The sequence below is a fragment of the Vibrio sp. R78045 genome (assembly GCF_042466085.1).
GTDB classification, from domain to species: Bacteria; Pseudomonadota; Gammaproteobacteria; order Enterobacterales; family Vibrionaceae; genus Vibrio; species Vibrio cyclitrophicus.
Genome location: NZ_JAXHBS010000008.1, coordinates 394460 through 409852 on the forward strand (window position 1 = coordinate 394460; position 15393 = coordinate 409852).

11 protein-coding genes are annotated in these 15393 nt (G+C 44.7%); 6 read left to right on the forward strand and 5 right to left on the reverse strand.

What is annotated here, in order from left to right; translation table 11 throughout:
- The first annotated feature begins 124 nt into the window (after nucleotides 1-124).
- The 6 genes from SJY39_RS04325 (at nucleotide 125) to SJY39_RS04350 (ending at nucleotide 6567) form a co-directional block, all read left to right on the forward strand.
- Nucleotides 125-493 (forward strand): YacL family protein, encoded by a 369-nt coding sequence (locus SJY39_RS04325; protein ID WP_016768974.1) that lies wholly within the window; start codon nucleotides 125-127, stop codon nucleotides 491-493.
- Between the two features lie 267 nt (nucleotides 494-760).
- Entirely contained in the window at nucleotides 761-1099 is a 339-nt protein-coding gene (gene glnK, locus SJY39_RS04330; RefSeq protein WP_010436019.1) for a P-II family nitrogen regulator, read from the forward strand.
- 27 nt (nucleotides 1100-1126) lie between these two features.
- On the forward strand, nucleotides 1127-2356 hold the full coding sequence (locus tag SJY39_RS04335) for an ammonium transporter (protein ID WP_010436021.1): 1230 nt from the start codon (nucleotides 1127-1129) through the stop codon (nucleotides 2354-2356).
- A gap of 297 nt (nucleotides 2357-2653) precedes the next feature.
- Complete coding sequence (locus SJY39_RS04340; protein WP_010436022.1) at nucleotides 2654-3667, forward strand: Fe(3+) ABC transporter substrate-binding protein; 1014 nt, start codon at nucleotides 2654-2656, stop codon at nucleotides 3665-3667.
- A gap of 246 nt (nucleotides 3668-3913) precedes the next feature.
- Nucleotides 3914-5539 (forward strand): iron ABC transporter permease, encoded by a 1626-nt coding sequence (locus SJY39_RS04345; protein WP_016768976.1) that lies wholly within the window; start codon nucleotides 3914-3916, stop codon nucleotides 5537-5539.
- The gene (locus SJY39_RS04350) at nucleotides 5539-6567 is read left to right on the forward strand and encodes an ABC transporter ATP-binding protein (protein WP_010436024.1); all 1029 of its coding nucleotides are present in this window, start codon (nucleotides 5539-5541) and stop codon (nucleotides 6565-6567) included. Before SJY39_RS04345 ends, SJY39_RS04350 begins: the two co-directional genes overlap by 1 nt.
- 153 nt (nucleotides 6568-6720) lie before the next feature.
- Here the strand turns inward: SJY39_RS04350 and SJY39_RS04355 are convergent, their stop codons facing one another.
- The 5 genes from SJY39_RS04355 to SJY39_RS04375 all read right to left on the reverse strand — a co-directional run bounded on the left by SJY39_RS04355 (nucleotide 6721) and on the right by SJY39_RS04375 (nucleotide 15308).
- A complete protein-coding gene (locus SJY39_RS04355) occupies nucleotides 6721-8133 on the reverse strand; it encodes a phosphoglucomutase/phosphomannomutase family protein (protein WP_016789344.1) in 1413 nt (470 codons plus the stop codon).
- Nucleotides 8134-8207: 74 nt separating this feature from the next.
- Nucleotides 8208-10613: a GH36-type glycosyl hydrolase domain-containing protein gene (locus SJY39_RS04360; RefSeq protein ID WP_016793792.1), complete on the reverse strand. Its 2406-nt coding sequence runs from the start codon at nucleotides 10611-10613 to the stop codon at nucleotides 8208-8210.
- A 127-nt stretch (nucleotides 10614-10740) separates the two neighbouring features.
- Nucleotides 10741-12687, reverse strand: coding sequence for a beta-N-acetylhexosaminidase (locus SJY39_RS04365; protein ID WP_016791603.1), 1947 nt, complete (start codon nucleotides 12685-12687; stop codon nucleotides 10741-10743).
- A gap of 12 nt (nucleotides 12688-12699) precedes the next feature.
- Nucleotides 12700-13584, reverse strand: coding sequence for an N-acetylglucosamine kinase (locus SJY39_RS04370; protein ID WP_016793793.1), 885 nt, complete (start codon nucleotides 13582-13584; stop codon nucleotides 12700-12702).
- A gap of 2 nt (nucleotides 13585-13586) precedes the next feature.
- The gene (locus tag SJY39_RS04375) at nucleotides 13587-15308 is read right to left on the reverse strand and encodes a glycoside hydrolase family 9 protein (protein WP_016792057.1); all 1722 of its coding nucleotides are present in this window, start codon (nucleotides 15306-15308) and stop codon (nucleotides 13587-13589) included.
- Nucleotides 15309-15393 lie beyond the last annotated feature (85 nt).

Below are 15393 nucleotides of genomic sequence, written 5' to 3' on the forward strand. Positions count from 1 at the left end.
TTGTAAGAGGCACTGTGTCTCGTTAAACAGGCTCGATCTCAAATAGAGTTAGCTATATACTCTCGCCTCATTTTTGCTACTACTTATTTATTGAATCTTCTCTTTATTGGAACTTTGGAGCCGTATGGAATTCGAATTTACTAGAAACACTCTCATGGGTGAATACTATGTGAAATGCAGCATGGGCCATGAAATTGTTGGTCGTTGGCTTCAAGAAGAGATTGGTAAAGATAAGCAAAAGTTAGAGCATGTCATGGCGCTTATTGAGCAGTCTCGCCAAGATCTTAGTAATGAAGTTACACTACTTGGCAAAGAGATCAGCCTTGCGATCAATGAAGATGAAGTCACGATTCAAGAAAATGTGTTAGCGCATGAGCAAGAGATGGAAGAGGGTAGTGAGTTCGATTTTTATAACTGTGAAAGCCAAGCGAGTTGCGGAATTGATGATTTTGAGCTGTTGCTCGAACGCTGGATTGACTTTTTAGGTTATTAGTTATGATTTCTCAGCGATCAGTAACGACTTTTAGGTTATGAATTAGCAATAGTTTCATACTGTAATCATCTCGTTGCCCAAAACTGGAGCAACAATAGCGTTACGCATTAAGATAGTGAAAAGGCCGCACCAATATGGTGCGGCCTTTTTTGTTATTACGCTCTTAATATCTTTATTTTATTTTAAATCAATGACTTAACTTTTTGGCACGCTACTTGGATTGTAATAAGGGAATTAACGGATTTGTGAAGAATTTAAGGAACGAATATGAAATTAATAAATGCCATTGTTAAGCCATTTAAATTAGACGATGTACGTGAAGCGCTCTCTGATGTAGGTATTGAAGGTATGACTGTTTCTGAAGTGAAAGGTTTCGGTCGCCAGAAGGGACACACTGAATTGTATCGTGGTGCAGAGTACCAAGTTGATTTCCTGCCAAAGGTAAAACTAGAGATAGCTACCCAAGCTGAGAATGTTGACCGAGTTGTTGAAGCGATTAGCCAAGCGGCACACACCGGAAAAATCGGCGATGGCAAAATTTTTGTGTATGACCTTAGCCATGCCGTACGAATTCGTACTGGTGAAATGGATGCTGAAGCACTTTAAAGAATTACAAGGACTGGAGACTTTAATATGGAACTTACAACAACAGTAACGGAACTACGTTACGCACTAGACACTTTTTTCTTCCTCATTTCAGGTGCGTTGGTAATGTGGATGGCAGCAGGCTTCGCAATGTTAGAAGCTGGCCTAGTTCGCTCAAAGAACACCACAGAAATTTTAACTAAGAACATCTGTTTGTACGCAATTGCTTGTACTACATTCTTAGTGGTTGGCTACAACATTATGTACGTAGACAATGGTGAAGGTGGTTGGTTACCTTCATTCGGTACTCTAATTGGTACTCAAGGTGAAGGTGCAGACCACTCACTAGAGTCAGACTTCTTCTTCCAAGTAGTATTCGTTGCAACAGCAATGTCTGTAGTATCGGGTGCAGTTGCTGAGCGTATGAAGCTTTGGTCATTCCTGATCTTCTCTGTTGTACTAACAGCGTTCATTTACCCAATGGAAGGTTACTGGACTTGGGGCGGTGGTTTCCTATCAGAAGCAGGCTTCAGTGACTTCGCTGGTTCAGGTATCGTACACATGGCAGGCGCAGCGGCAGCATTAGCAGGTGTTGTACTACTTGGCGCCCGTAAAGGTAAATACGGTAAGAACGGTGAAATCTACCCGATTCCTGGTTCAAACATGCCACTTGCAACGTTAGGTACATTTATCCTTTGGTTCGGTTGGTTCGGTTTCAACGGCGGTTCTCAGTTAATGGTTTCAGACTTTGAGAACGCAACAGCAGTTGGTCAAATCTTCTTAAACACTAACGCAGCAGCAGCAGCGGGCGCAATTGCAGCACTACTAGTATGTAAGACAACATGGGGTAAAGCGGACCTAACAATGATCCTTAACGGTGCGTTAGCTGGTCTAGTTGCAATCACTGCTGACCCTCTATCACCATCACCTCTATTCGCGGTAGCAATCGGTTCGGTATCTGGTGCACTTGTTGTGTTCAGCATCATCGCTCTAGATAAAGCTAAGATTGATGATCCAGTTGGTGCTATCTCTGTGCACGGTGTGTGTGGTTTCTTCGGCCTAATGGCTGTGCCACTAAGCAACGCTGATGCAACATTTGGTGCTCAACTATTAGGTGCTGCAGTAATCTTTGCTTGGGTATTTGGTGCGAGTCTAGCGGTATGGGCTGTGCTTAAAGCGACAATCGGTATTCGTGTAACTGAAGACGAAGAGCTTGAAGGTATGGATATGCATGATTGTGGTGTTGGTGCTTACCCTGAGTTTGTGTCAGTAAAATAATCAGTAATAATAACCTAGCCTGAAAAGGTTAGGTGATAGAAAGAAAGCCCTACAACTTATGGTTGTGGGGTTTTGTTTTATTTACGGTAGAGTAATTGTTAGACACCTTGATGCCAATATAAAGGCTCTGCACTGGTGAGTGCGTGGTTATTCTTGTTGAAATGTTTTGTTACAAAAGTGAAGATTTTAATGGTCTGAGTAGACAGATTTTTTGTCGCTCGTCATTGTAATTATGTTGATGATGAATATAATAACGCAACTGATAGACATTATCATTTCGATATAAAGGATTTTACAATGAAAAAACTGCTAACACTTTCAGCTCTAGCGTGTAGTGTAATTGCCCCGACAGCAATGGCTGCGGAAGAAGTAAACGTATACTCTTACCGTCAACCTTTCCTTGTTGAGCCAATGTTCAAAGAATTCACAAAAGAGACTGGCATTAAAGTAAACGTGAAGTTTGCTAAAAAAGGTTTAGCAGAGAAGTTAGCTCAAGAGGGTGAATACAGCCCAGCTGACGTTGTATTAACTGTCGATATTAGCCGTTTATCTGAGCTAACTAAGCAAGGTCTAGTTCAATCAGTTGAAAGTGATGTACTTGAAAAAAACATCCCTGCCCAGTACCAAGATACTGCTAACGAGTGGTTCGCTCTAACAACTCGTACACGTAGCGTTTACTCTTCACGTGACCGTGTTGGTCGTCTAGGTGAAGAATTCACTTATGAAGATCTAACTAAGCCTGAATTTAAAGGCAAAATCTGCACTCGTAGCGGTAAGCACCCGTACAATGTTTCTCTCGTTTCTTCGATGATTGCTCATAAAGGCGAAGCTGAAACGAAAGAGTGGCTAGAAGGCGTAAAAGCAAATCTAGCACGTAAGCCTCAAGGTAACGACCGTGCACAAGTTAAAGCGATTAAAGAAGGTCTATGTGATGTTGCTCTTGGTAATAGTTACTACCTAGGTAAAATGATTAATGATAAAGAGCAAAAAGCTTGGGCTGACTCTGTTTACATTAACTTCCCTAATCAAGAGACAACGGGTACTCACGTGAATATCTCTGGTATGGCAATGGCTAAATACTCTCCAAACGAAGAGAATGCCGTTAAGCTGATGGAATTCCTATCTGGTAACACTGCACAAAGCATGTACGCAGAAGTGAACTACGAATACCCAGTAAAAGCAGACGTTAAACCTTCTGAGCTTGTTGCTTCGTGGGGTGAGTTCAAAGCAGATACTATTTCTCTAGATGAAATTGCAAACCACCATGCGGCGGCAATCAAGCTATTAGATGAAGTTAAGTTCGATCTATAATTTATTATTGTAGGCTCCGGCCCGCATAAAATTATGACCCCAAGTGGCTATTTTCGGCTCCTTGGGGTTGTTTGTTTTTGGAGAAATCACTTTTTGATACAAAGCTCTCCCTTGATCCATTGAGTTATGAGTATCTCACCTTGAAGTCATTACGGTATATGGGTATAAATACCCCCACCATTAAAAGGATATGAGATGTATTTGCAAATGCATATGTATTTCATTAAGCCTCATTGTAGTTAGGCGATGAAAGAAAAGAATTATTTATGGAACACCAGTAGCGGAATAATCGCTGTACTGCTTGTTTTACCAATCTTGGCGATTTTTACGACTGCTGTTGGAGAAACGGATGAGCTATTTTCTCATCTTATGTCTACAGTAATGCCCACCTATGCTTACAATACGGTGGTTTTAGTCATAGGAACCATGTTCCTGTCTTTGATTTTCGGTATTCCGTCTGCATGGATCATGGCAATGTGTCGTGTTCCTGGAGAGCGTGTTTTGCAATGGGCTTTGGTGCTGCCATTGGCAATGCCTGGCTATATTGTGGGCTATATTTTTACCGACTGGTTTGATTTTGCTGGCCCTGTTCAAATCCTGCTACGAGAACTGACGGGGTGGGGACCTAGTGAATATTGGTTCCCCGACATTAGAACCTTATCAGGCGCTATTATTGTTCTGTCTCTCGTTCTTTACCCTTATATTTATTTGCTCTGCCGTGCGGCTTTCATGGAGCAAAACGTTTCCCTATTACAATCTGCTCGCTTGTTGAAGTGCTCTCCCTGGGAAAGCTTTCGTCGTATCTCACTTCCACTTGTTCGTCCTTCCATGGCGGTCGGTTTGTCTCTTGTTGCGATGGAAACCATAGGTGACTTCGGTACTGTAAGCTACTTTGCTGTTAACACACTAACGACAGCGGTTTACGATACTTGGTTGGGCTACTCGAGCCTAACAGCCGCTGCAAAAATATCGGCAATCATGTTAGTGATTGTCATTCTCTTATTGAGCACCGAGCGATACAGCCGTCGTAAACAAAAGTTATTTCAAAATCAATTTAGTAGCCGCGAAGATTTTCGTTATGAACTAATCGGTTGGAAAAAGTGGTTGTCACTGTTTTGGTGTTGGGGGTTAGTGTGCATAGCGTTTTTATTCCCCCTCGCGCAATTGATCATTTATGCCTACAAGTATTTCGCTCAAAGTTGGACACCAGAATTCAGAGAATATGCACTTAATAGTCTTTACGTCTCTGTTGTCGCGGCGATTATTGGTGTACTCGTTGCGTTGATTGTGAATTTTAATCAACGTGTGAGCCCTGGTAAGAAAAACCTGGCTTACATGAGGTTTGCTTCAATGGGCTATGCTGTTCCAGGCACCGTTCTAGCGATTGGCGTGATGGTACCCGTGTTGTTTATGGATCACTTGGTCAATGACATCGCTAAAGTGATGGAGTGGGGACGACCTGGTTTGATCTTCTCTGGTTCCATGTTTGCGCTTATCTTTGCAATGGTAGTGCGTTTTTCAGCTGTTGCTATTGGTAGTATCGAAAGTAGCCTAAGTAAAGTATCACCTTCATTGGATATGGCCTCTAAAACAATGGGGTGTAATACCAACCAGATGTTACGCCGTGTTCACCTACCTTTGATTAAGCGTGGTGCTTTGATTGCAGGCTTATTGGTGTTTATCGAATCAATGAAAGAGCTAAATGCAGCATTGCTGCTGCGTCCCTTTAATTTCGAAACGCTCGCGACTTATGTTTATAACTATGCGTCAGATGAACACCTTGAATTAGCAGCTATGCCTGCTGTGTTATTAGTATTGGTAGGCTTAATCCCACTGATCATCGTAAACCGTTCCTTGGAGCAGAAACACTAATGAGTTGTGCATTATCAATTAAAAATCTGACTTGTAAGTATGATTCCCAAACCATTTTGGAATCTCTTTCTTTAGAAGTTGAGCATGGTGAAATTGTTTGTCTGCTTGGTGCCAGTGGATGTGGTAAGACGACGCTGCTTAAAGCGATTGCAGGTCTGCTTCCATTGAGTAGTGGCGTTATGAGCTTGAATTGCCAAGTTATTGATGACGCTGCGAATTGGTTGCCGCCAGAGCAGCGTAACATTGGAATGATTTTCCAAGATTATGCTCTGTTTCCACACCTCACCGTGAATCAGAACGTGGCATTTGGTCTACGCGATATGTCTGAGCAAGATAAGACTGCGAAAGTTCAAGAGATGCTTGAGCTCGTACACCTTGACCAATTTGGCGATCGTTACCCTCATCAGCTATCTGGTGGACAACAGCAACGTGTCGCGATTGCGCGCTCTTTGGCATATAAGCCAGACCTACTGCTATTGGACGAACCGTTTTCTAACATTGATACCCAAGTACGTCATGAGCTGATTTCTCAGATTCGTAAAATCTTTAAGAAGCAGGGTGTGACGGCTATTTTTGTGACTCACAGTCGTGAAGAAGCGTTTGCTTTTGCTGACAAGATGGCAGTAATGAATCATGGTGTCATCGAACAATACGGCTCGGCGTCAGAACTGTACTTCCACCCATCAAGCAAGTTTGTTGCTGATTTCTTAGGTGGCGGAAGTTACTTGAATGCACAACGTATTTCAGATAACGAATTTGAAACAAGCTTAGGTTTGATTGAGGCCAAGGCGCAAACCGAGATCGAAGTGGGGGCTGAATGTGCGTTGTTGTTAAGACCTCAACATATCGTGGCTACTCATGATGTAGACAGTAACCTTTCAGTATTAGAACAGCAGTTCATGGGAGACCACTGTCGTTATGTGATTGAAGCGAACGGTCAGAAGTTATTAGCAACCTCTTCAGAGGCTCTTGAAATGGGTATGCCGGTAACCGTAAAAGTGGATACCAAAGGCGTATTGGCGTTTTAACGATTTCTCGTCATTCCCATTCCTGTAAATAAAGCTCAGTCATAAAAAAGCCCAGAACTTAATTAAAAGTACTGGGCAAAAGTTCTTCATCAATAGGCTTTAACAAGGCAGTGATATGTTAAGTCCCATACAAAGCTGCTGCACTCTATAAGCCTATAGAGAGAGGAAGTCTTTTACTTTTTGAAGAACATGTTCTGCAGTGTCTTTATCTTCCATTTCTGCGAAAATTCGTAGTAACGGCTCTGTTCCTGAGAAGCGAGCAATGACCCAGCCGCCATTCTTGAAGTACACCTTTGCACCATCTTCATAGCTAACTTTTTCAATTTCGTATTCAAATTCAGGTAGTTGCTTCTCGACGTAGATCTTAGTGTAGAGCGCTTCTTTCTCTGAAGGTTTAAACTTACAATCGCCTTCTGCGGTGTAGGCATAGCCATATTTAGAGTAAATCTCATCAAGCAATTCAGACAGCTTCTTGCCTGTCACACTGATCATCTCAACCAGCAAGCTTGATGCAAATACGCCATCCTTACCTTTGATGTGACCTCGAATGGTTAAGCCTCCTGAGCTTTCGCCACCAATTAGAGAATCATCAGCTTCCATTTGAGAGCTGATATGCTTAAAGCCTACAGGAACCTCAAAGCTCTTCTCTCCATGATCCGCAGCTACTTTATCCAGTAGATGTGTGGTGGCAATATTACGAACGACAGAGCCCTTCCAGCCTTTGTATTCCAGTAAGTAGTAATAAAGCAGTAGTAGTACTTCGTTAGGGTGAATGAAGTGACCTTTCTCGTCAATAATACCCAGACGATCGGCATCGCCATCAGTACCAATACCTATGTCATAGCCTTCTGCTGCAACTAAGTGCTTCAAGCGATAGAGCGTTGCGGCATTTGGTGATGGCATCAAGCCACCAAAATCTGGGTTTTTGCCATCGTTGATGACGTCGACATCACATCGACCGTTGATCAGCACTGTCTGCAAAGCATTTTTCGCTACGCCAAACATTGGGTCAATCAGCACGCGTAGGTTAGCTTTCTTGATCGACTCGATATCGATGAAGTTGATGATTGAATCAACAAAGTCGTTCATCGGGTTGATGATCTCGATTTCTTTGTCGTTTAACGCTTGCTCGAAATCAACTCGTATAACGTCTTCGCTGGTCAATGTTGCGATTTGCTGTTCTATCTTCTCGGTGATGATCTCATCAGCATCACGTCCACCTTCAATGAAGATTTTGATGCCGTTGTAGTCTGCTGGGTTGTGAGATGCGGTAATACATGCCGAGTAGATGCAGCCCATCTCTTTCGCTTGGAACATCACGATAGGTGTTGGAACGAACTTATCAATGAAGCTTACTTTGATGTTGTTCGCCGCAAGTACTTCTGCAAACCAACATGCTGCTTTATCTGAAAGGAATCGGCGGTCATAGCCGATCACAAACCCGTTCTTTGCGGCATTTTCATTATTGATGATGTTAGCGAGCGCTTGTGCCACCAAGCGAACATTGTCTCTGGTGAACTCTTCACCAATGAAAGCGCGCCAGCCACCGGTACCAAATTTAATCATTAGAAAATCCTTTTAGTCTCACGGTCTCAAGCCTGTAAAGACTTGAGACCGGAGCTGTTCGTTAAATTGCGTGACTAGCCTAGAACAACGACAACATCATTCACGCTGCCTTCTGTTTGTACTGGGATTGCACCTTCAACTGACTCACCGTTGATAGTGATAGAGGCTACACCTTTGCTTACTGCATTAGGGTTTTGCACCGTGATGTTGTAAGTTGCACCGCGCCATTGACGAGTGACCTCAAACTCTGGCCAATCAGTCGGGATACAAGGATCTACAGTTAAACCTTCGAATCCGGTGCGAACACCAAGAATGAAGTTGGTTACCGCAAAGTAAGCCCAGCCCGAGGTGCCTGTTAACCATGGGTGGTTTGCACGGCCGTGGTCTTGGTGGTCTTTACCCATGATGAACTGCACGTACGAATATGGTTCCGCGTAACGTGTTTCAATCATGTCGTTTTGGTTATAAGGGTTAAGCGCATCGTAGAATTTCATCGCACGGTCGCCACGGCCAAGCTTCGCCTCTGCTACCCAAGCCCATGGATTCGGGTGAGAGAAGATAGCACCGTTCTCTTTTACGCCTTGGTAAACGCGAGTTACAAAGCCGATATCATCGTTTGGTGTTGCGAATGATGGAGAGTTTAGGTGTAGGCCGTATTCAGAAAATAGGTTCTCATCAACTGCGTCCATTGCTTTCTCGCCACGTTCTTGAGATACCGCACCAGAGAGAACCGCTAACGTGTTTGATTCAAGGTGAACTCGACCTTCAGCTTGTTGAGCGGTACCGATCTTGTCGCCATTTTTAGTTAGACCACGGATGTACCAACCACCCTCGTCATCCCAAAGGTGCGTTTCACACGCTTCGCGAACGTTAGCTGCCATTTCAGTGTATTTAGTAACGTCAGCATCGTTATTGCGGAACTTAGCCAGGTCTAAGAACTCTTGAAGAGCCCAGAAGTGTAGGAATGAAACCATAGAAGATTCACCGCCACCTAGATTCAGACAGTCATTCCAGTCTGCGCGAAGACCCTTACAGATACCTGTTTGACCTACGTATTCTGCAGAGAAGTTAAGTGCGGCTTTCATGTGTTCGTAAACCGTTGCTTCGCCACCATCTGCGTATGGAATCACTTCGTCAAAGAAATCGTGTTCACCGGTTTCCATCACGTACTTGATGATGGTAGGTACGATCCATAAGTGATCATCAGAACAGGTATCGTCAATGCCGTGGATCTTGTCGTCATCTGACGGCGTTGGAACAACCGTTGGTGATTTTGAAGGTTCAACGTCAGCTTTCTCTGGATCGAACCAGTCAGGATCGAACAAGTGTAGACCGTAGCCCGCTTTCACTTGGCCGCGAAGCAGGTCGATAATACGCTTCTTGGTCATTTGTGGGTTGGCATGAGGCACTGAGATCGCATCTTGCGCAGTATCACGGTAACCAAGACCAGTACGACCGCCAACTTCGATGAATGATGCAAAGCGTGACCAAACCACACAGGTTTCCGCTTGGTATAGCGTCCACGTGTTGATCATGGTGTCTAAGCCTTCGTTTGGCGACTTAACTTGGAATTTGTTGCAACGCTCGTCCCAGTGATCTTTGATGCCTTGGAACGCCGCATCTACGTTTGCTGTGTCTTGGTACTTCTCGCGGAGGCGTTCACCGTTGCCTTTACCGATACCTAGTACATAAGCAAAGCGAACTTCTTCACCCGGTTGAATCGTAAATTGCTTGTGCAGAGAACCACAGTGGTTGTAACAAGTTTGAGCACTGTTAGAACATTTACCGTTCTCAACGGCAATTGGGTTTGCTTCGTCACGGTATATGCCAAGGAAGTTGTCACGCTGACCATCGTAGCTGTCTGGAGAGAAGGTTGATGCTAGGTAGTAGAAGCCTTCAAAGTCGTTGGTGTTGTAGTACAGGTCGTATTCCAACACTCCTTCTTGGTAAGACGTGCCCGCAGAGTACAAAGACATCTGGTGGTTCTGGTTATCCGATTGGATGTGGCTGAATGAGAACTCAACAAATGAGAATGTGCTGATGGTTCTTGGCTTGTCGGTGTTGTTCTTCAGTACGACATCCCAAACTTCTGCATCTTCGCCCTTAGGAACGAATAGCGTTTTGGTTGCCGTAATACCGCTGTATTCACATTTGAACTTTGAGTATGACAGACCATGACGAACTTCGTAGTTCGCTTCATCTAGGCTTTTTGCCACTGGTTGCCAAGAGATAGACCAGTAATCACCCGTCTCATCATCACGCAGGTAAACATAGTGTCCTGGACGGTCAAAGGTGCCATTTGGACGGAACTTAGTAACACGGTTGTATTCCGGAGAATTGTAGAACGAATAACCGCCCGCATTGTGCGAAATTACGGTACAAAACTTTTCAGTACCCAGGTAGTTGGTCCATGGTGCTGGTACATCAGGGCGAGTGATGACGTATTCGCGATTGTCGTTATCGAAATAGCCGTATTTCATTGTCATTTCCTTTTTAACAAACTGCATCTATGCAGCTAATTTTTAAATAGTGATGCTGAGTCTTATCTGACTGAGCACCTTAATTTGAGTCAGCAACCGCTCGATGTGAGTGTCGCTTTGGTTTGTTTTATTGACCTTTCCAAGGGTTGCGATAATCAACATTGAGTCTGTCGAGTAATGGCAGATGCCCCTTTAGGCGAGATAGGTAATCTAGCCAGTTTCGGTTGTTTTTATGTGTCCAACATCCTTCAGATAAAGCGCTAATTCTTGGGAATACCATATAATCCATACGCTTTTGGTTGGTGACGATCTCACACCATAGAGCACACTGAATTCCGCGGATCCGCTTACGAATTGGGTCGGTGTCGGATATCTCAGCAAGTGCTTCGTAGTTATAAGCTTGTTCTAATGGGATAACGGCAGCCCAATCGACGCCCGGTTCTTCCGGTGCATAATCTTGGGTCATGTCGAGATAGGTAAATTGTGCCGGTTGCAACACCACATCAAAGCCTTGGCGAGCGCAATTCACTGCTGCTTCTTCACTGAGCCACGAGTAGATGATGGTCTCTTTACTGACTTTGTCGCCGTGTTGCGCTTCTTCCCAGCCCACCATGCGCTTGCCAAGTTGCTTGAGTTTGTTCTCGGCATAACGGAATAGGTGGCCTTGTAAGTCTTTGCTGTCTTGATATTTATGCTCTTTCATCAGAGCTTGAGCTGCAGGGCTGTTAGTCCACACACCCGGTGGTACTTCGTCTGCACCCATGTGAATCAATTCGCTGGGGAATAGCTCTGCGACTTCTTCAATAACCGCATCTAAGAATTGGTAAGTGCCTGGCAAGCCAGGGTTTAGGACATTGTCGTTGTAGTGCTGAATACTCTTGTATTGAGTGGTGTCAGCTTGTTCTACCAGCATGTCAGGCAGTGATTTGATCGCGGCGCGGCAGTGACCTGGGATGTCAATCTCAGGGATTACAGTGATGCTACGCTGCTCTGCGTATTCAATGACTTCGCGAATCTGTTGTTGCGTGTAGAAGCCGCCATAGTTGTCAGCAAGGTGTGTGTATTGCGGTTCTAGTGCATGGTCAGGGCCACGCCAAGCACCGATTTCAGTAAGTTGAGGTAGGCTATTGATCTCAATTCGCCAACCCTCATCATCGGTTAAGTGCCAATGAAAGACGTTGAACTTGTAGTGCGCGAGTTGGTTGATTAAGCGTTTCACTTGCTCCACTGAATGGAAGTGACGAGCGCAATCCAGCATCATGCCTCGGTATTTGAAACGAGGCTGATCGACGATTTTGCAACATGGAACAGAGAAGTTCTTGGCATCCAGTTGTTGTACCAACTGAATCAAGCTTGCTACAGCGTGTGTGAAGCCCGATTGGCTGCCTGATTCAACCATTATTTGTTGTGCCGTGACGGTGAGCTTGTACTCGGCTTCGTCTAACGTCGGGTTGCTGCGAAATAGAATGTCGCCGCTTTCGTCTTTTGAAAATTCAGTTGAAAGCTCATTCGAAATCGACAGTTCAAAGGTAGAAAGCAATTCTTGTTGCAGCCAAGATAACGCCTTATCAGCAAGTTGAGATTGAACCTCAATCTTGCATTCGCTACTTAGTGCGAAGCTACCTAACTGAAGTTCGATCTGATTTGGCTGAGGAATTAATGCAATTTCAGCAGCGTTAACTTCAGGTATTTGGTTGCGTTCACGGTATGGCGAAGCCAAAAAAATCGGTGATATCGCGACAGGCAGTACCGATGTTTCTCCATCATGATGTGATTGGATAAATGCATCATTAAGGCCATCAGAATAGAAGCGAAATGGGGCGCTTTGAATACTGAATTCAAGGTAGTAGTGGTTGTTCGCCTTTAACACCGGAGAGCTTGGTTTGAACGAGCAAAAGCTTCCAACTTGAGTCAGTTCACCTTGAGATAGACTCTCCGGAAGGATGAATCGGTCAAAGGCAAAATACAGTGACCAATCTTTTACGTCGAGGTCACTTAAGTTATGTACCGTAAGGCCAAATCGGCAGTTATTTTTTTGTTCAGAAAGAACAGCTAAGTCGATGCGATAATTCATATAACTTCCCTGCTAAGCCTGTTGATACAAGTTGTGTTGTGGTTTTCCGGCAAACATCAATGCGCCTTCAATAGCGTCAAATTGAGGTTCAACGATCCATTGTTGTACTGGTGGTGATAGCCAGTTGAGAATGCGCTCAGCGATACTGCCCATCAGGCATACCTTGTCTGCACCTTTGCGATGAAGTGCTAGCACAAACATTTCGATATCAGCTGCGGTTTGCTTGAGCATCTCGATAGCCAGCTCATCGCCTTCGTTAGCGAGTTGAAAAATCACTGGCGAGAATTGACCGTAGTCTTTTGGAATGGCGCCTTTTGACCACGCCACGATCGCATCAACATCATTGTCAAAGTGGTTCATCACGTGTTGAGTCAGTGGGGTTTTGCTGCGAATACCGTCTTCTGCTAACAGGACTTGTTGAATTAAGCGAAGGCCCATCACTGCGCCGCCACCTTGGTCTGAAATTGGAAATTCACGACCGCCAACCACATGTTGCTCACCGTCTTGTAGGTAGATGCCGCATGAGCCTGTTCCACCTATCATGATGGCGCCGTTTTGGCCATTGTGAGCGCCAATACAAGCACCGTAAGCGTCAGTGTTGAGCGTCATACTTGCGAAAGGATGTGGTTGAGCCATGAAGTCGAACCATGCCGACTTTTGCTCTGCGCCAGCCAGTGCTAGGCCAACATGCATATTTGAAAAGTGGCTTGAGTCGAGCTGCCCTTGTTGTTCCGCTTGAGTAATGGCATCAATAACTGATCTCATCGCTACATCAACACCCAGAAGGATGTTGGCACTGCCACTTTTTGCTTCACCAATCAGCTTGCCTTGGTCATCACGAATACGAGCGCGACAAGACGTGCCTCCACCATCAATACCTACGTAGTAAAGCGTCATAATTATTGCTCCTTACGCTGTGCTAGGTAGTTGAATTGCGCAGCGGTTGCCAATAGGAACCAAGCGCCGTGAGGGATCCATTGTTCACCCCAACGCCAGTTTTGAAGCATGTCGTCTTTTTGAGCTGGCGGATTGAATGCGATGTCTTGTTCATCGTCAAAACCCGCGGTAATACCGTTGCAGATGCCGCCTTTCGCATTGAAGAAACCAAGCTGAGGTAGGTAATCAGGATTATTATGCCCATGACCATCGAGCATGCACATGTGGTAAGGGTTGAGACCTAAAATCCAATCAAGGCTGTTTTGTGAAAGCTGGATTAAACGCTTTTGAAGTTCGCTATCTTGAATATGTGGTTGAACTAAGTACGCCATGGTTGCGATTGAACCAAGACGTGCGTTTTCGCCTTGCCACCAATAGCCCGTTTCATTTTTCTGAGCAACGAAGAAAGCATCGCGCTTATCACCATCAACATTTTTAACGTACTGTCTTGGGTAGCCAAATGGATTGATGACTTTGTCGGTAATATTGATTTCGAACTGACAGGCTTTTTCAACAACCGTGCGAGCTTGTTCTTTCAGAACTGCATTGGTTTCATTGTCGATGTACTCGCACAGAGCAATCACTGGAAGGCCAGCTTCAGCTGCATGGAAATAGGGGCGAGAGCCATCAGAGTTGGCCGACCAGAAGTGGGCAAATGAGTCATCGGATTGCTGACGAGCGATCAAGCGATTCGCCCAAGTTCTTGCTTCTGATAGGTACTGCTCGTCTTCTGTTACTCGGTACAGTTCATTTGCAGCGAGTAGGGCACAATATTCATCGATGATGTTTTCTTCGCCATCGTTTAGGTACTGCAGGTTATGTTCTTTTAGGTGCCAATAACCGTTAACGGCAGTTTCAAGGTAAGTTTGGCTCGAGTAACTGCCCGAGGTTTCAAGTTCAGATGCAGCAGCTAATGCGGCGATAGCAACGCCCGCACCTTGTCGATAGCCCGCTTGCAAGTCCGTTGATTTATGGCCTTCTTGAGTGGCATAAGCGCAGATGTCGCGCTGATTGATGTCTTTGCTCCACTTATCGAATACCGTCATATAGAAGTATCCAGCCGCGTCTTGCATGCGGACTAAGAAGTCGGCACCGAATAGGGCTTCTTCCGTCAGGCGAGTCATGGAGAATTTTGGGAAGTCAGGGTTATTGTTGGTTAAGCGCACGCTTTTAAGCATGTTCCAAACAACCATAGGAATCTGTTGAGGATTAAGGTAGTTGCCATAAGACAGGTGGCTAAAGTACTTACTCACATCACCCGATGCGTCGTACCAACCGCCATGGACATCGACGTATCTGTCAGTGCCTAGAATTTGTGCCTGTTGATCTTTTTTGTCGAAAATACCGCCACAGCGTTGTGACTTAAAGTAATGAAGCACATCAGAAAACGTGTGGTTCATTAGTAGGTTGTTGCCAATCTCAAACACTTCTGAACGTAGGTTATCAAAGCGCAGGTAGTAGCGACCGGATTCGGTAAATGAACTGAAATCGATTGTGAAGAATTGTCCTTGATGCCAGTTTGCTACGCGGCCTTGTTTTACAACATCAAAGTTGCCCACGGTAATATGGTTGTCGGCACACACTAATAATGCAGTCGTACTTGATAAGCGAGCTTTCTTAGTTTGTAAGATAGCCTGCTTTGGAGCCGTGGATTCGTAGCCAATATGGTTGGTCAATAACAGCATCAATACTCTCCAAAAGTCCTAGTTTCTTATGGCTAGGTACCTGAAATTTTTTAGGATAAATAGTTAGGGTCCGCAGACCCTAACG